At 70.3% G+C, this 15,893-nt stretch carries 11 protein-coding genes and 1 pseudogene; 5 read left to right on the top strand and 7 right to left on the bottom strand.

What is annotated here, in order from left to right:
• Nucleotides 1–255: 255 nt before the first annotated feature.
• On the top strand, nt 256–1,071 hold the full coding sequence (locus IF78_RS50605; RefSeq protein ID WP_199921364.1) for an FG-GAP repeat domain-containing protein: 816 nt from the start codon (nt 256–258) through the stop codon (nt 1,069–1,071).
• A 62-nt stretch (nt 1,072–1,133) separates the two neighbouring features.
• Here the strand turns inward: IF78_RS50605 and IF78_RS0102370 are convergent, their stop codons facing one another.
• The 4 genes from IF78_RS0102370 to IF78_RS0102355 all read right to left on the bottom strand — a co-directional run bounded on the left by IF78_RS0102370 (nt 1,134) and on the right by IF78_RS0102355 (nt 7,284).
• Entirely contained in the window at nt 1,134–2,312 is a 1,179-nt protein-coding gene (locus IF78_RS0102370; protein WP_234439750.1) for an amidase domain-containing protein, read from the bottom strand.
• 116 nt (nt 2,313–2,428) lie between these two features.
• On the bottom strand, nt 2,429–3,712 hold the full coding sequence (locus IF78_RS0102365; protein WP_031478254.1) for a polysaccharide deacetylase family protein: 1,284 nt from the start codon (nt 3,710–3,712) through the stop codon (nt 2,429–2,431).
• A 48-nt stretch (nt 3,713–3,760) separates the two neighbouring features.
• On the bottom strand, nt 3,761–6,010 hold the full coding sequence (locus tag IF78_RS0102360; RefSeq protein ID WP_199921363.1) for a transglycosylase domain-containing protein: 2,250 nt from the start codon (nt 6,008–6,010) through the stop codon (nt 3,761–3,763).
• 299 nt (nt 6,011–6,309) lie between these two features.
• Nucleotides 6,310–7,284, bottom strand: a complete 975-nt coding sequence (locus tag IF78_RS0102355) for a LysR family transcriptional regulator (protein WP_031478251.1) — start codon at nt 7,282–7,284, stop codon at nt 6,310–6,312.
• A gap of 83 nt (nt 7,285–7,367) precedes the next feature.
• Here IF78_RS0102355 and IF78_RS0102350 point away from each other — a divergent pair, with 83 nt between their 5' ends.
• Nucleotides 7,368–8,669 (top strand): MFS transporter, encoded by a 1,302-nt coding sequence (locus IF78_RS0102350; RefSeq protein WP_031478249.1) that lies wholly within the window; start codon nt 7,368–7,370, stop codon nt 8,667–8,669.
• 121 nt (nt 8,670–8,790) lie between these two features.
• Here the strand turns inward: IF78_RS0102350 and IF78_RS45615 are convergent.
• Nucleotides 8,791–9,721 (bottom strand): annotated as a pseudogene (locus tag IF78_RS45615) (cytochrome P450); the annotation flags it as partial.
• A gap of 155 nt (nt 9,722–9,876) precedes the next feature.
• On the opposite strand from IF78_RS45615, the gene yicI reads away from it, so the two are divergent.
• Genes yicI through IF78_RS0102330 form a run of 3 tightly spaced genes read left to right on the top strand, consistent with a single transcriptional unit; the run spans nt 9,877 to nt 13,499 of the window.
• Nucleotides 9,877–12,129 (top strand): alpha-xylosidase, encoded by a 2,253-nt coding sequence (gene yicI / locus IF78_RS0102340; RefSeq protein WP_031478247.1) that lies wholly within the window; start codon nt 9,877–9,879, stop codon nt 12,127–12,129.
• Nucleotides 12,129–13,139, top strand: a complete 1,011-nt coding sequence (locus tag IF78_RS0102335; protein WP_031478245.1) for a LacI family DNA-binding transcriptional regulator — start codon at nt 12,129–12,131, stop codon at nt 13,137–13,139. Before yicI ends, IF78_RS0102335 begins: the two co-directional genes overlap by 1 nt.
• Before the next feature lie 51 nt (nt 13,140–13,190).
• Nucleotides 13,191–13,499 carry a hypothetical protein gene (locus IF78_RS0102330; protein WP_031498007.1) on the top strand — a complete coding sequence of 103 codons (309 nt, stop codon included), beginning with the start codon at nt 13,191–13,193 and terminating at the stop codon, nt 13,497–13,499.
• A gap of 214 nt (nt 13,500–13,713) precedes the next feature.
• Here the strand turns inward: IF78_RS0102330 and IF78_RS0102325 are convergent, their stop codons facing one another.
• Nucleotides 13,714–14,721 carry an extracellular catalytic domain type 1 short-chain-length polyhydroxyalkanoate depolymerase gene (locus IF78_RS0102325; protein WP_031478243.1) on the bottom strand — a complete coding sequence of 336 codons (1,008 nt, stop codon included), beginning with the start codon at nt 14,719–14,721 and terminating at the stop codon, nt 13,714–13,716.
• 105 nt (nt 14,722–14,826) lie between these two features.
• Nucleotides 14,827–15,861: a DUF4232 domain-containing protein gene (locus IF78_RS0102320; protein WP_031478242.1), complete on the bottom strand. Its 1,035-nt coding sequence runs from the start codon at nt 15,859–15,861 to the stop codon at nt 14,827–14,829.
• Nucleotides 15,862–15,893 lie beyond the last annotated feature (32 nt).

Genomic DNA, 15,893 nt, shown 5'->3' with positions numbered 1-15,893 from the left:
GTGCGCCAGTCCTCGCAGGTGCTGGCGGGATCTTGGGCCGGTGGCCTGCCTGGGATGGGGTCGGGTACGGGCAGGGGGCCGTCCGCCGGGGCGGGGAACGCCGGCAGGCACTTCGTCCTGCTATATCAGCGCGTCCGCCGGGACGGCTTGCTGCGCCGGAAGGCAGGTTCTGGTCAGCTCGGTCACCAGCCGTCGACGGATCCTGAGTCGGTGGTCGCTCAAGGCTCGACGCACGTCCGTGGGCGGGATCGGCCGATGGTGGGGCGCTGGGAGCTTCGCTCCCCGCCGGGGGCGACGCTGGCCACCGTCCTCGGTGAGCCCGGTGACGGACGTGAAGGGTTGGCCCCCTGGTCAGCCCTGTGCCTGCGATCCGGCCGTAGGACGGTCGTCGGCGACAACTTGCTGTGCGACGCGCAGGTGCTCACGCCCCCAATTGGCTCCCGGCAGTGCCATGTTGAGCCCCGCTCACGCCCGGGACCGGTAGCCCGCCGACACTCGGCACGAGCGTCGGCTGCTCGCCCGACGGCGGGGGTTGTCGGCGACGGCGGCCAGGCCCTGGCCGGCGGAGACGGCCGGACCGACTTCTTCGCCACCATCGGCGACGAGTTGTGGGTCTTCACCGGCTACCACGGAGGGACCATCGACCAGGCGACCAAGCTGTGGGCCTCGGGCTGGACCAGCCGGGACATCGTTACGGCGCTGGACATCAGCGGCGACGGTGTCACCGACCTTCTCTACCGGTCCGACACGTCGGGCAAGCTCCAGCTCCGCAAGGGCATAGCCGCCTCCGGAGGCGGAGTCAGCCTCGCCTCCCTGGGCAATGCCGGAAGTTCGGCCGGGGGCGAGGACAGCGAGTACGGCGCCGCGGGCTGGGCGGTCAGCAGCTTCCCGCTGTTGATGGGCACCCCCGACACGGACGGCGACGCGGGTACCACCCCCGACATCTGGGGTGTGCGGTCCGACGGATCGGTGCGCTTCTACGCGGGCGGCCCGAGCGCGGTCGTGCCGGGGTCCGGCACCGAGATCATCGCCCCGGCGAATTACTGGAAGACACGCATCGCCATCGGGTGACACAGTCCCTGGCCGCCAGTTACGACACCGGCGGCCAGGGAGGGATTCCGAACCCGACCGGATCAGGTCCGGTACGCGTAATACGACGCGGTCGGGTACGACGCCACGATGCTCGCCACCGACCTGCTGTAGGTGTTGGTGGAGTGGTACGTCAGATACGGCACGCCCCGGCTGCGGGATGTGACGATCATGGTGTGGTCCTTCGAGCCGTCCCTGTCGAAGTCGATCTGGAGCACATCGCCGACGTCCATCTGGTAGACGTTGGCGAGGCTGGTCGTCCGCTTCGAGTTCTGGGCGAACCAGGACCACTCGTTGACGCCGACGAACGAGTGCGACTGGATGTCGGCGTTCCCGAACCACCTGGTGTAGTCGTACACATAGCCGGGGACGTGCTTCCAGCCGCCCGCCTTCAGGGCCTGGCTGACGAAGTTGGTGCAGTCGCCGCCCGCGCCCTGGCCGTTGAAGTCGGGGTAGGCCGGGTTGTAGGTGGACCAGTACTGCTTCGCGTAGACGGCCATCGCCGAGTAGTCCAGGCCGCTCGCGGAGAAGTTCTTCGGGTTGGCCGGGCCGGGGTACGACGTCGACGCCTTGGGTGCCGAGGGCGTCGTGCTGCCGGCCCTCGCGGTCATGGGTTCGGCGGCGGGCCTGGCCGTCTGGTTGACCGCGAGTTCGCCCTCGTCGGTCGCGCGGATTGCGGTCAGCCGCCAGTTTCCGTACCGGTCGGCGCTGAACGTCAGCTCGTGGTGCGCCTGGAAGCCCGTGGTCCGCGGTGCGCCGGCGCGGGCCTGCTCATAGGTGAGGGTCGTGGTCTCGGTGACCGCGACCTTGGCCTTGCGGCCCTTCACCTGCGTGGCGTCCAGCGTGACGGTGGTGCTGCCCGTGCTGTACGTCTCGCCCAGCTCCGCGAGCATGTCCCCGCGCCGGTTCAGCGCGGACCGTGCGGCGTCCTCGCTGCGGGCCAGGCCGGAGGACAGGCTGACGTCCCCGGAGAAGCCGTCGGTCAGCGGCTTGTCCCGGTCCCCCTGGCCGCCGTCGACCAGGGCCTCCGTACGGTCGGTGAAGACCGCGTCCGCCAGGCGCTGGAAGGTCGCCTTGGTCCTGGCGTCCACCGTGGGGTCGTCGACCACGGACGCGCCCGCGTTCCAGTTGGGCAGCATCGCCGCTCCGGCGACGACCGAGGCGGCGGCCGCCCCGAGTATGGTGGCGCGGCGCCGAGTGCGGCTCAGTTTCCTTGACTTCACTGGTGATTCCCCTCTTGCCCCCGGCGGACGGATGGCCGGGGAAGCGCATCTTTGCATGGCATGTGTGGCTGCTGTGAAGATGGATGCGCCTGTGAGCCAAGGACGTTATGGGAACGTCACTGCACGACGGTCGACCAGTCCGGGGACTGGGCCGGGTCGAGGGTGCGCAGCCGCTCGAGGGTCGCCGGTTTCTGCACGTCCATCCAGTCGGCCAGCTCCTTGAAGGACACGCACTTGACGTCCTTCTTGGTGCACACGCTCTCGATGGCCCGGTCCACGGCCCGCATGTAGATGCCGCCGTTCCAGTTCTCGAAGTGGTTGCCGATGAACAGGGGCGCCCGGCTTCCGTAGTACACACGGTTGAACCCGGCCATGTAGGTGTTGAAGGTCTCCTCCTCCCACTGGGGGTACAGCGCCGGGTCGCCCTCGGTCTCGCCGTCGGACTGGTTGTAGAGGAAGTTGAAGTCCATGGACAGGCCCTGGTACTTGCCGCCCTCGTACGGGAGCATCTGCAGCGGGAAGTCCCAGATGCCGTTCTTCTTGACGGGCCATATCTGGAAGTCGCCCGCGGAGCTGGCGTCGTAGCGGTAGCCGTGGTCCGCGGCGGCCTTCAGCAGGTTCTTCTGGCCCTCGAGGCAGGGGGCGCGACCGCCGACGACCTCCTTGGTGACGTCGAAGGGCAGCGGGGGCAGGTCGGTGTAGCCGGTGTTGGTCTTCCACTTCGCCACGAACGAGTTGAACTGGTCGATCTCGCTCTTCCACTCCGCGACGCTCCAGTCGCCGCCGCCCTTCTCGCCGCAGAAGTGCCCGTTGAAGTGGGTGCCGATCTCGTTCCCGTCCTCCCAGGCCTTGCCGAGCTGCTCCAGCGTGGTGCGGATGTGCTCGTCGGTGGGGTAGCTGATCGCCGCGGCGCCCTTGTCGTGCTGGGGCGGGTCGTACAGCGTCTTCTTGTCCTTGGGGAGGAGGTAGATCCCGGTGAGGAAGAACGTCATGTGGGCGTCGTACTTCTCGGCCACTTCCCGGTAGTGCGAGAAGAGCTGGTCGTCGCCCTGCAGGGCGCCGTCCCAGGAGAAGACGACGAACTGGGGCGGCTTCTGGCCCGGCTTCAGCGGCTCCGGTTTCAACTGGCCCTTCTGCGGGCCGGTGTAGGAGGTGGAGCCGTCCCCGAGGACCTTGGTTCTGCCGTCCCATTGCGGCTGCTTGGCGTCCGCCTCCGCCGCCTTCTTGCGTCCCCCCGAGGACGCGGTCGGCGCGGTGTTGTCCGTACGGTTCAGCACCAGGTAGCCCGCCGTCAGCGAGGCGACGACGAGAAGCGCCGCCACGGTCAGGAACCCCGGGCGGAGGGCATCGGTGCGGCGCGGTGCCCGGGACTTGCGGCGGCGCCCCGAGGGTTGCTTCATGTGCGGCTCTTTCTTCAAGCGGTGGGGACGGTGCTGTCGGGTCGGTGGTCAGCCGACGGGAGTCACGGCACCGGACCAGATGCCGTAGGGGACGCTGTCGTCGCCGCTGCCGGCGATGCCCTTCAGGGGCAGTGGCTCAAGGCTCTTGGCGAGGTCGATGCGGTAGACGACGACCGCCGTGGAGACGGACTCGTAGGTACCGACGTACCAGGCGGCGGTGTCGTTCGGCGTGGTCCCGGGCTTCCCGGCCACCTTCGCGGTGGCGGGTGCGCCGTCGGGGTGGGCGGTGCGGAAGGCATCGGTCAGCGCGGAGGTGACCTCCTCGGCCACGTCGGCGCCGACCGCCCGGCGCGGACCGGGCAGGTCGAGGGGTACCGCGGTGCCGTTGTGGGTGATGCGGCGCACCGAGTACGGCTCGGTGTGCTTGCCGGCCGCGGCGAACGTGGAGTAGCCGCTGGCCATGCGGATGGCGCTGGGTGTGGAGCTGCCCATCGACAGCGCGGGCACCTGGGCCCCGATGGAGGAGGGCAGCAGCCCCGAGGCCTCGGCGGTGGAGCGCACCCGGTCCAGGCCGGTGTCCATGCCGAGCTGCATGAACGGCGTGTTCACGGACAGCTCCATCGCCCGGTGCAGGGAGATCTGCCCGTAGGACCTGTCCCCGTCGTTGCTGGCGGCCACCTTGCGGCCGCTGCGGTCCCAGTACGGCCCCTCCGGCGTGGTCACCGGCACGTCGTCGTCGCCGTCGTAGAGGGAGTCCCCGGTCACCGGGGTCGCCTGCCCGTCGCGGGTCTTGCGGACTCCGTGCTCCAGGCCGGCCGCGTACACGAACGGCGTGAAGGCAGAACCGGCCGGGACGGTGGTGGCGTTGGACTCGTTGTAGCCCTGCTCACGGTGGTCGGGTCCGCCGTAGACGGCGAGGATCCGGCCGTCCGGGGCCACGGAGGCCGCCCCGTAGTGCGCGGTCTTCGCGATCTTCGGCTGGTCCTTCAGCGCTTCCTTGCGCGCCTTGGTGACGACGTCGGTGAGCTTGTCCTCCCGCTTCTTGTCGAAGGTCGTGTAGATCTGGTAGCCGCCGAGGTCGAATTCCTTGTCGGAGATCTTCGCGGCCTTCTTGGCGTACTGGGAGGCGAGTTCGACCAGGTAGTCGCTCTGCTCACCGGTGTCGTACAGCGGGTTGCGCTTCAGCGGCTCGGGGAACGTCTTGTACGTCGCCCGCTCGGCCTGCGAGAGCTTGCCGATGGCGACCATCCGGTCGAGGGTCCAGGACCAGCGCTCCACGGCCCGGTCGCGGTTGGCGCCGCTCAGGGTGGGGTCGTACAGGCCGGCGCCCTTGAGCAGGGCGGCCAGGAAGGCTGCCTCGCTGGCGTTGAGCTTGCTCACGTCCTTGCCGTAGTAGGCCTGGGCGGCGCGCTGGATGCCGTAGGTGCCGCGGCCGAACCAGCTGGTGTTGAGGTAAGCCTCGAGGATCTCGTCCTTGCTCATCCGGTTGTCGAGCTTGAGGGCCATCATGGCCTCGGTGAACTTGCGGCTGACCGTCTGGTCCTGGTTCAGGTAGACGTTCTTGACGTACTGCTGGGTGATGGTCGAGCCGCCCTGGGTGTCACCCTGGCCGAGCGTGCGGAACAGGGCGCGGGTGATGCCCTTGAAGGAGACGCCGGGGTCGCTGTAGAAGCTCGCGTTCTCCGCGGCGAGGACCGCCCAGCGGACGTCCTCGGGAATGTCCTCCAGCGGCATCGCCTGCCGCTGCACCCAGCCGGTGCGGGCCATGGGCGTCCCGTCGGCCCAGAAGTACACGTTGTCCTGCTGGGTGGCGTACGAGTTGAGGTTGTCCGGGATGTCGGTGGCCGCGTAGGCGACGGCGAGGAAGAGGCCGCTGAGCCCGACTCCGACGAGCGACGCGCCGACCGACTGCCGCCAGGAGGGCACCCACCGGCGCCAGCCGGTACGTCCGGGCCGGGGGTACTGCGGCCGCATCCGGCGGACGTACGGCGTGAGCCGCGCGATCAGCGGGGCGAGGACGGCCAGCAGGGGCGCCAGGCGGAGGGCTGCGACCAGGCGGGGGGCGAGGGGCGGGCGGGGGGCTTTACGAGGGTTCCGATTTCTACGGCCATGCGGCTGATCGGCCGTATTGTCGCCACGTATTCGATCCGATGCCCCCGCAACCTCGGGAGAAGCTGTGTCGGATATTGTTGATTCGCTTTTGGTGTCCTGCTCGGGATCGTCGGATATGCGTTGCGCGGGCACCCGCAACTGCACCGTCTCATCGGCCTTGAATGAGTCCGGCACTTTCAACTGCATAGTGACGTCCGGCTCCTGAGACCCCTCCCCACGCCCCCTCGGCGCCACCGCATCCCCCTTCGCCTTTCGACCGACCGCCGGTCCCGCAGTTCGGTGCGCCTATAAATTACCAGCGCCCTTCACATTCCCTCCACAGGCAATGGCGGGAAATAATGGAGCGTAACCGCCAATAAGGGACATCTCACCGCACGTTGGTGTCGATACTCACCATCGAATCGCTTCGCCAATTGGCATAAATCCATTGGCGCCTTTCTCAGCCCTTCTCAGCCCTCACTCGCTATTTCCTGGGGCGAAGCGCTTCAACTCGCCGCGCCCGTCATCGCGGCCGAATCGATGGCCGGAATCCATCCATCGGCCGGCCGCCGCAGCCACCCCTCCTCGGCCGCGATCCGGGCCGCCGCCCGGCGAAGGGCGTCCAACGCGGGATGCGCCAAGCCCTTTCGCCACACCAGCGAGACCGGCGACAGGGGCACGGGATCGGTCAACGGGCGCAGCACCGCCCCCGGCATGGCCGGAAATTCGATGACGGCGAGCACGGGTGTCCGCGTCTTGGCCATGATCCGCTGGAACTCCTCGGCACCGACGGCGAGCGGAGCGGGCGCGGCGACCTCGATGCCCCGCCCGTCGAACAGCCGGTGCGCGAGGTCGGTCCACTCCGGGGTACGGGGGTTGCCCGCACCGGCGTACACGGTCTCGCCGGCCAGCGCGGACAGCGGGACACGTTCCCGTTCCGCCAGCGGATGCCCCTCGGGCAGCAGGATCGCCATCGGCTCGTAGCGGACCGGCTGGTGGTCGAGGCCCGCCCGCAGCGCCGGGTCCAGCCCCGCGAACCTTCCGAAGGAGGCGTCCAGCCGCCCGGCGACCAGCTCGCCGGCCGCACCCGTCAGGCCGCTCTCGTAGCGGGCCATCAGCTCCAGCTCGGGGGCGAGTTCGCGGGCCCGGTGCAGGACCCTGCGGCCGGTGGCCATGCCCGGCGAGTTCAGGTCCACCAGCAGGGGGCGGGCCCGGCCGAAGGCGGTCAGCAGGTCATCCTGGGCCTGCAGGGCATGGCGGGCGTACGGCACCAGCCGCTCACCGTCGGCCGTCAGCGTCACCTGCCGGGTCGTCCGCACGAACAGCTCGGCGCCCAGCTCCCGCTCCAGCCGCCGTACGTCCCGGCTGAGCGCCTGCTGGGCGACGTACAGCCGGGCCGCGGCCCGGGTGAAGTGCAGCTCCTGGGCCACGGCGAGGAAGGCCCGCAGGAGGCGGGGATCGAGGTGAGCGGGCGCGGGCATGTCGTGAACTTACAACGCGGGTGCGTGAATCCGCGCAGAGCAGGTGTTGGACGCCTTGATCCACCGCGGGCGACGCTGGATCCATGCCGCAACACCCCTACCCGAAAGCCACAAAGGCCACGAACACCCCGGCCCCTCCTCTGCTCACCGTCACCTCCGACACCCTCGTCGCAGTCGACTTCGGCGCCCGGAAAAGGAACCGCCCACCCGGCCCGTACCGCCGGCTCTTCGCCCACCGCGGCGCCCGCGCCTTCACCGCCGGGAACCTCATCGCCCGCCTGCCCATGGGCATGTTCAGCGTGAGCGCGGTCGTGATGATCGCCGGGGCGCGCGGGTCGTACGCCCTCGCCGGCGCCGTCACCGCGACCGGCCTCGCGGCGACCGCGCTGGTCGCGCCCTGGACCGCGCGGCTCGTCGACCGGTACGGCCAGGCGCGGGTCGCCGTACCCGCCACGCTCCTCGCGGCGCTGGGCAGCCTCGCGCTGCTGCTGTGCGTGCGCTACGACGCCCCCGCCTGGACCCTCTTCGCCACGTACGCCGCCACCGCGACGACTCCCAACACCGGCGGCATGTCCCGCGCCCGCTGGGCGCACCTGCTGAAGGGCGACGCCGAGTCCCTGCACACCGCGAACTCGTTCGAACAGGCCGCCGACGAGCTGTGCTTCATGCTGGGGCCGGTGCTGGCGGCCTTCCTGTGCGGGACGTTCTTCCCGGAGGCGGGGACGCTGGTCGCGGTGGTGCTCCTGGTGACGGGGGTGCTGGTCTTCGCGGCCCAGCGGTCGACGGAACCGCCGCCGCAAGGCCACACGGCTGCAAAGACCTCGAAGTCTCCCTTGCGCGCCCCCGGCATGCCCCCGCTGCTGGCCGTCTGCCTCGCCATGGGCGCGGTGTTCGGCTCGATGGAGGTCGTCACGATCGCGTTCGCTGACGCGGAGGGCCACCGCACGGCGGCGGGCGCGGTGCTCGCGCTCCAGGCGGCGGGGTCCTGTGCGGCGGGCCTCTGGTACGGCCGGCTCAGGCTGTCCGGCCCGGCCGAGCACCGCTACCCCTGGTGCATAGCGGCGATGACCGCCCTGCTGACGCTGCCCCTGCTCGCCGCGTCCCTCACCGGCTCGCTCCCGCTGCTGGCCACCGCGCTGCTGGTCTCCGGCATGGCCACCGCCCCGACCATGATCACCAACATGGCCCTGGTGCAGCAGCGCACCCCGGACGGCCGCCTCAACGAGGGCATGACCCTCGCCGTGACCGCCCTGCTCGGCGGCATCGCGTGCGGCAGCGCGTCCGGAGGGTGGGTGGTGGAACACTTGTCCCCGACGGTGGCATACGGCGTACCGGTCGCGGCGGCGGCATCAGCACTGCTCATCGCGCTCGCAGCAACGCCCTGAGGGGCGCGGGGCTGAATCAATATGCGGCTCCGCCGCGCGGGCGCGACCAACCACAACGGCGCTGCAGACAACAAACAACCCTCGCGGCACCCCCAACCGCTGAGCCTCGCGGAGCGCCCCGCACCGACTCCAGCATCGACAGGTGCTGCCCTATGCAGGCGCGCGGCCCTCCGCCGAAGGGGAACCAGGCGTAGCCCGGGCGGCCCGCCTCGGCCTCGGGGGTGAAGCGGGAGGGGTCGAAGCGCTCGGGATGGCGCTGAGTGACCCAGGGGCTGACCAGGATGTCGGCACCGGCCGGTATCCGTACACCGTCCACCTCCGTGTCGGCGACCGAGCGGCGGCCGATCACGGGCGCGGAGGGATACAGCCGCATGGCCTCCTTCAGCACCATCGTCAGATACGGCAGCTCCTCCATGTCGGCCACGGTGGGGGCCCGTGGCCGTCGTCTCGTGACCGGGCAGGAGGAAGATCAGCACCTGCTCGCGGAGTTCGTCGGCGTCCAGGCTGCCGTCCTCGGCGTTCTCTGCGTGCACGAGGAGGGTGACCAGGTCGTCCCGGTCGTCCCGGTCCCGGCGGCTGTCGATGATCCCGTCGCACAGCGCGCGCAGCTCCGCCTGGAGGCGTCCGGCGCGGCGGTTGGCGGGGGTGGGCCAGGTGCGCGGCGCCTTGACCCGGGGAGAAGCCGCGCTTGAGGGAGTACTCCTGGAGCGGGGGCAGAGTGCGCTCGATCACCTCGAACGCCTTCTCCACGTCCGTACCGAACAAGATGCGGCCGACGACGTGCAGGGCGAACCGGTGCATCTCACCGACGAGTTCGATGACGTCGCTCGGCGCCGGGTGAACAGCGGCTGCACCAGCCGCCGTTGCCGCAGGTAGGTGTCGTCCTGGCTGGTGAGCAGTCCGTTGCCGACCGACTGGCGCAGTTCCTCGTAGAAGACGTTGTCCTTGCGGGGGTTGGCGGCGAGGGGGTCGTTCAGCAGATCGCTCATCGAGCCGAGCAACGGGCTCCCCGTCACGATCGGCGCCCGTGCGGCCGTAGTCGTCATCGTCATGGCTCCCCCCATTCCCGCACGGGACATTGACGCACCCTCAGCCCGCACATACCTTCGGCAAGCGAGCAATCGAAGCGCTTCGACATCATCCGTCGAATCGATTCGACGATCGCAGCGCGGCATCATCGTGGACGCAGTCACGTAAGGACCCCCACATGAAGTTCACCGACGGCTACTGGCTGCTGCGCGAGGGCGTCACCGCGGCCCATCCGGCCGAAGTCCTCGACGTCACCGAGCAGGACGGCGCGCTGGAGATCCACGCGCCGACCCGGCCCATCCGCTCGCGCGGCGACCTGATGACGGGACCGGTCATGACGATCAACGCCCACACTCCGATGCCCGACGTCATCGGCCTCACCCTGACCCACTTCGCGGGCGAGCAGCCCCGCGGCCCCGAGTTCGAGCTCGCCGACTCCGACGAGACAGCCCCGCAGATCTCCTACGACGACGAGCACGCGACCCTCACCTCCGGCGCGCTGTCGGTCCGGGTCGCCCGCACCGGCCCCTGGCAGGTCGAGTTCCTCGCCGGCGGCCGCATCCTCACCTCCAGCGGGCACAAGAGCATGGGCATCATGCGGGACTCGACCGGCACGCACTACCTGCGCGAACAGCTGGTCCTCCGGGTCGGCACGTCCGTCTACGGCCTCGGCGAGCGCTTCGGCCCCCTGGTCAGGAACGGCCAGGTCGTCGACATCTGGCAGGCCGACGGCGGAACGTGCAGCGAGCAGGCGTACAAGAACGTGCCCTTCTTCCTGACGGACGCGGGCTACGGCGTCTTCGTCGACTCCCCGGGCAAGGTCTCCTTCGAGGTCGCCTCGGAGGTCGTGTCGAGGGTGCAGTTCAGCGCGGAGGCACAGGAGCTGACGTACTACGTCATCCACGGCCCGACCCCGAAGGACATCCTCCGCAAGTACACGGCCCTGACCGGCCGCCCGGCGCTGCCGCCCGCCTGGTCCTTCGGCCTGTGGCTGTCGACGTCCTTCACGACGTCGTACGACGAGGAGACGGTGACGTCCTTCGTGGACGGCATGCGCGAGCGCGAACTCCCCCTGTCCGTCTTCCACTTCGACTGCTTCTGGATGCGCGAGTTCAACTGGTGCGACTTCCAGTGGGATCCGCGGGTGTTCCCGGACCCGGAGGGGATGCTGGCCCGGCTCAAGGCGAAGGACCTGCGGGTCTGTGTCTGGATCAACCCCTACATAGCCCAGCGCTCGCCGCTCTTCGCCGAGGGCAAGGCGCTCGGGCACCTGCTGAAGCGGCCGGACGGCAGTGTCTGGCAGTGGGACCTGTGGCAACCGGGCATGGCGCTGGTCGACTTCACCTCCCCCGCCGCCCGCGAGTGGTACGCCGGGAAGCTGGAGGCGCTGCTCGCGCAGGGCGTGGACTGCTTCAAGACGGACTTCGGCGAGCGGGTGCCGGTCGACGTGCGGTGGTCCGACGGCTCCGACCCGGAGCGGATGCACAACTACTACACCTACCTCTACAACCGCACCGTCTTCGACGTGCTGCGCAAGCACCGGGGCGAGGAGGAGGCGGTGGTCTTCGCCCGCTCGGCGACGACGGGCAGCCAGAAGTTCCCGGTGCACTGGGGTGGCGACTGCGAGGCGACGTACGAGTCGATGGCGGAGTCGCTGCGCGGAGGGCTCTCGCTCGGCCTGTCGGGTTTCGGCTACTGGAGCCATGACATCGGCGGCTTCGAAGGCACCCCGTCGCCCGCGTTGTTCAAGCGCTGGCTGGCGTTCGGCCTGCTGTCCTCGCACAGCCGCCTGCACGGGTCGTCGTCGTACCGGGTCCCGTGGCTGTTCGACGAGGAGGCGGTGGACGTGGCCCGCCATTTCATCCGCCTGAAGCTGAGCCTGATGCCCTATCTCTACGAAGTCGCCCGCACCGCCCACACCGAGGGCGTGCCGATGATGCGGGCGATGGTGCTGGAGTTCCCGGACGACCCCGGCTGCGTACATCTGGAGCGGCAGTACATGCTCGGCCCGGACCTGCTGGTGGCGCCCGTGTTCAGCGACGAGGGGGACGTGGCGTACTACGTCCCCGAGGGCACCTGGACCCACTACCTCAGCGGGGAGACGGTGACCGGCCCGCGCTGGGTGCGCGAGAAGCACGGCTTCACAAGCGTGCCGCTGCTGGTGCGGCCGGGGGCGGTGATCCCGGTGGGCGCGGTGGACGACCGGCCCGACTACGACCATGCCGACGGCGTCACGCTGCGGGCGTTCGGGCCGGTGCGGGGCGCGCAGGTGACGGTGCGGGTCGGGGAGGTGGCCTTCACGGTCGTACGGGAAGGGGACACGCTGCGGGCCTCCTGCGGTGCCCCGTCCGCGCCCTGGGGTCTGGCGGCCGGCGAGCGCGAGGCGCGGGCCCGGGCGGGATGCGGCTTCCTCTCCCTGGAGCTGGGCTGATGGTGAAGATCACTGATGTGGCCCGGCACGCCGGGGTCTCCCCCAGCACGGTGTCGTACGCGCTGAGCGGCAAGCGCCCGATCTCCGAGGAGACCCGGCGCCGCGTCGAGGAGTCCGTCCGCCTGCTCGGCTACCACCCGCACGCCGGCGCCCGCGCGCTAGCCGGCCGCAGGTCCGACGTGCTGGCGCTGGTGGTGCCGTTGCGGGCCGGCATCGATGTGCCGGTGGTGATGCGGTTCGCGGTGTCCGTGGTGACGACGGCGCGACGGTACGGCCATGACGTGCTGCTGCTGACCCAGGAGGAGGGCGAGGAGGGGCTGCGACGGGTCGTGGACACGGGGCTGGTGGACGCGCTGATCGTGATGGACGTCCAGCTGCACGACCCCCGGCTGCCGCTGTTACGGCACCTGGACCGCCCGTCGGTGCTGATCGGCTTCCCCGCCGACTCCGACGGACTGACCTGCGTCGACCTCGACTTCAAGGCGGCGGGCGAAGCCTGCGTGGAGCATCTGGCGCGGCTCGGGCACCGGGTGGTGGCGCTGGTGGGGTCGCCGCCGGAGGTGTACGTACGGCGGACGGCCTTCGCCCAGCGGGTCGTGCAGGGCTTCACGGCCGCCGCGGACCGCAACCGGCTGTCGTCCGCCGTGCACCCCTGCGAGGCGTCACCGGTCGCCGCCCGCGCGGTCGCCGAGCAACTGCTGCGGGAGCAGCCGGCGCTGACGGGTGTCGTGATCCACAACGAGGCCGTCCTGGAGCCGCTGATCGACGCCTTCGAGGAGCTCGGTCTCCGGGTGCCGACCGATCTGTCGATCACCGCGATCTGCCCCGACGAAGTCGCCGAGTCCCTGCGCGTACCGGTCACCTCGATCGCGTTGCCGTCCTCGGAAGTCGGTTCGCAGGCCGTGGAGTTGCTGATGCGGAAGCTGGACGGGAAGGCCGTACCGGAGGCGACGTTGCTGCCGCCTACGATGACGCAACGGGCCGGTACGGCGCGGCGGACGGCGGAGTGAGCAGCCGTTGACCTGCACGGACGGGGATCAGAACAGCGAGGCACGATACGGGTGAGCGGAACGGACCGTGGCCGGGAGACGGTCGAGCGGGCGAGGGCGCTGGTACCGGCAGGCGAGCTGCTGCGCGCCGACCACGGGGTCGCCCTGGCCTTGCGAGCACCGAGGCCCGGCTACTTCCGCCGCCCGCGCGCGCTGCGCTCCGAGCGCCGGACGCTCCGGAGTTGGCTGATGCTCCCCGTGTACGGGGCCGCGAGGCTCTACGGCGCCACCTGGAACCCGGTCGAGTTGCTCGGTGCACTTCGGGGGCGAGGGCTGGAGCCGGATGTCGGACGCGTTTCCGGTGCGGTTGAGTCACCTTGATGCGGTGCCGGTCGCGGGGTGACGGGGTGAGTGAACGGTCGGTGGTCTTGGGTGCCGAGTGGGGGGCCGTTGTGCTGTACCTGGGAACTGGGAGGGTCCCCGCCCGGGCCGTGCAACCGGACGGTGACCCAAGCTCAGCAGGAGCCTGTCGGACGCCCCCAAACCCTGTGGGGACATCCGGCTACCTGCTGAGCCACAAGGCTGACCAAGGCCCTCAGCCCAACCCCCAAGCCCACCCCATCCGATAAGCGCCACACACCCCCACATCGAGCAGATACGCCCCGGCACTCCCGCACTGCTCACTCCCACTCCCCGGATCGACGGGCTGCCCGTGCCCCATCCCGGTGACGCTGTACGTCTCCACGACGGCACGCCCGCCCGCGTCCTTGAAGACCTGATGGGGGTACCCGGCAACGCTGTCGCTCACATCGGCGACCTGATCGGCGCCCCGCACATCGGTCCACTGCCGCATCAGGTCGGTCATGTTGACCGGCTTCACGGTGTGGTCGGCCGTCCCCTGGAAGGCGACCAGCGTGGGCCAAGGCCCGGCGTACCCCGGCCGGGCGGCGCGCACCCGGTCGCCCCACTGCTTCGGGGACTGCGTGGCGCCGACGTACATGCACACATACGGCGACCCGGCGGCCTGCGCACACCCGTACGGCAGTCCCGCGACGATCCCGCCCGCCGCGAACTTCTCCGGGTACGCGGCCATCATCACGGCGGTCATCCCGCCCCCGGCCGACAGCCCGGTGACATACACACGCGAGGCGTCACCGGAGACGTCGGCGAGCTGCCGGTCGACCATCTGCGCGACGGACGCGGCCTCGCCCTGGCCGCGCGCAATGTCCCCGCTCTGGAACCAGTTGAAGCAGGACGAGGCGTTGTTGGCGGTCTGCTGCTGCGGGAGGACGACGGAGAAGCCCCAGCGGTCGGCGAGCTGCGTCCATCCGCTGCCGGTGCCGTAGCCGGACGCGTTCTGCGTACAGCCGTGCAGCGCGACGACCACGGGCCGGCCGGCGGGCAGCCCGTCGGGGACGTACCGGAACATGCGCAGGGCACCGGGGTTGGTGCCGAAGCCGGTGACTTCCTGGAGCGAGGCGGCGGCGGCTCGGCCCGGGGTGAGGACGGCGGCGATCAGGGCGACGAGAAGGGTCGCCAGGACAGGTACACGGGCAGGTGCCCGCACGGGGATACGACGGCTTGCGGCTCTGGTCTGTGTCATGGGGACGGACCGTAGAAGCGTGAACGACCCGTCGATATGGAGTCGGACAACACAACGGACGTGCCCGCCATGGTGGTTCACCAAGTGTCGGCCGTACGGAACCGATCACGGGCGCGGAGTAGCGGCCGCCGTGGGATCCCGGTACGTCTCGTCCCGCTCCCACGGCCCGACGCCGAGCTTCCCCGTCGTCCCCAGGTCCAGTTCCGGCACCACCATCACGGGGCGTGCCCCCTGCTTGGCTCGCACGCGCAGGTACGGTGCGTTCACCGGTTCGCCGAACTGGGTGGTGTTCCGCCAGGCCAGTGACGCCTGCGCGGCCTCGCCCGGGCGCAGGACGACGCGCTGCGGGCTGCCCGTGCCACCGATGCCGGTGCTGATCCGGTCGGTCCCGTGGAGGATCCGCACGCTGTCGACGCTGTCGTGGTCCTCGTCGAGGATCTCGAGTTCCGGGTAGCCGTTGAGCTCATAGGGCCGGGTCCCGCAGTTGACGAGATGCAGGCCTAGGACGCGCAGGCCCATGGCGGCGTCCCCTTCGTCCGCGTAGACGTGCAGCCCGGAGGCGGGGCAGGGTCCCGAGGCGGAGGACGCCTCGTCGGCGGGAACGCTGCGTACCCTCTCCACCTTGACGTTCGAGATGTCGGGCGCGTCGCCGACCGACTGCCCGAAGCCGGCGGTCCCCTTCACGGTGCGCCCCGGCCCGACGGACACGACGGTCCGCTCCACATGGCCGGCGATGGTTCCGGACGACGACACGAACCCGAGGGTGACGGTATACGTGGCCTTCTCCGTACCGCTGTTGGTGACCTCGAAGTCGGCGGAGAAATCCGACTCACAGCCGCTGTCGCTCCCCCAGGCATACAGCGCGGTGACCTTCACGTCGCTCTCGGCCGCCGCGTCGGCAGAGGGCAGCGGAAGCGGTGTCGGCGTACCGGAGGTGCGGCTGCCGTCGGACGATCCGGTGACCGGCTGCAGGCTGCCGTACTGCGACGGAAGGCTGCCGTACTGCGCGAAGTCCGACGGGCACAACGTCTCGGCACGGACCCGCCAGTCACCGACCGGCGCGGCGCTCTCGGACCCACAGGCGGCGAGCAGCAGGATCCCGGCGAGGACGGCGGGCACGGTGCGCAGGCTGGTAGGCATCCGCCCACCTCACCAAGCACCGACCCGACAGG

Source organism: Streptomyces bicolor (assembly GCF_000719285.1).
Lineage (GTDB): Bacteria > Actinomycetota > Actinomycetes > Streptomycetales > Streptomycetaceae > Streptomyces > Streptomyces bicolor.
Note: the sequence above shows the minus strand (reverse complement) of the source record. Positions and strands in the feature narration are given on the sequence as shown.

Coding starts and splice junctions, on each gene's coding strand:
- IF78_RS50605 (WP_199921364.1), top strand. CDS start 256: ATGGTGGGGCGCTGGGAGCTTCGCTCCCCGCCGGGGGCGACGCTGGCC.
- IF78_RS0102365 (WP_031478254.1), bottom strand. CDS start 3,712: ATGAAGCAACCCTCGGGGCGCCGCCGCAAGTCCCGGGCACCGCGCCGC.
- IF78_RS0102360 (WP_199921363.1), bottom strand. CDS start 6,010: ATGCAGTTGAAAGTGCCGGACTCATTCAAGGCCGATGAGACGGTGCAG.
- IF78_RS0102355 (WP_031478251.1), bottom strand. CDS start 7,284: ATGCCCGCGCCCGCTCACCTCGATCCCCGCCTCCTGCGGGCCTTCCTC.
- IF78_RS0102350 (WP_031478249.1), top strand. CDS start 7,368: ATGCCGCAACACCCCTACCCGAAAGCCACAAAGGCCACGAACACCCCG.
- yicI (WP_031478247.1), top strand. CDS start 9,877: ATGAAGTTCACCGACGGCTACTGGCTGCTGCGCGAGGGCGTCACCGCG.
- IF78_RS0102335 (WP_031478245.1), top strand. CDS start 12,129: ATGGTGAAGATCACTGATGTGGCCCGGCACGCCGGGGTCTCCCCCAGC.
- IF78_RS0102325 (WP_031478243.1), bottom strand. CDS start 14,721: ATGACACAGACCAGAGCCGCAAGCCGTCGTATCCCCGTGCGGGCACCT.
- IF78_RS0102320 (WP_031478242.1), bottom strand. CDS start 15,861: ATGCCTACCAGCCTGCGCACCGTGCCCGCCGTCCTCGCCGGGATCCTG.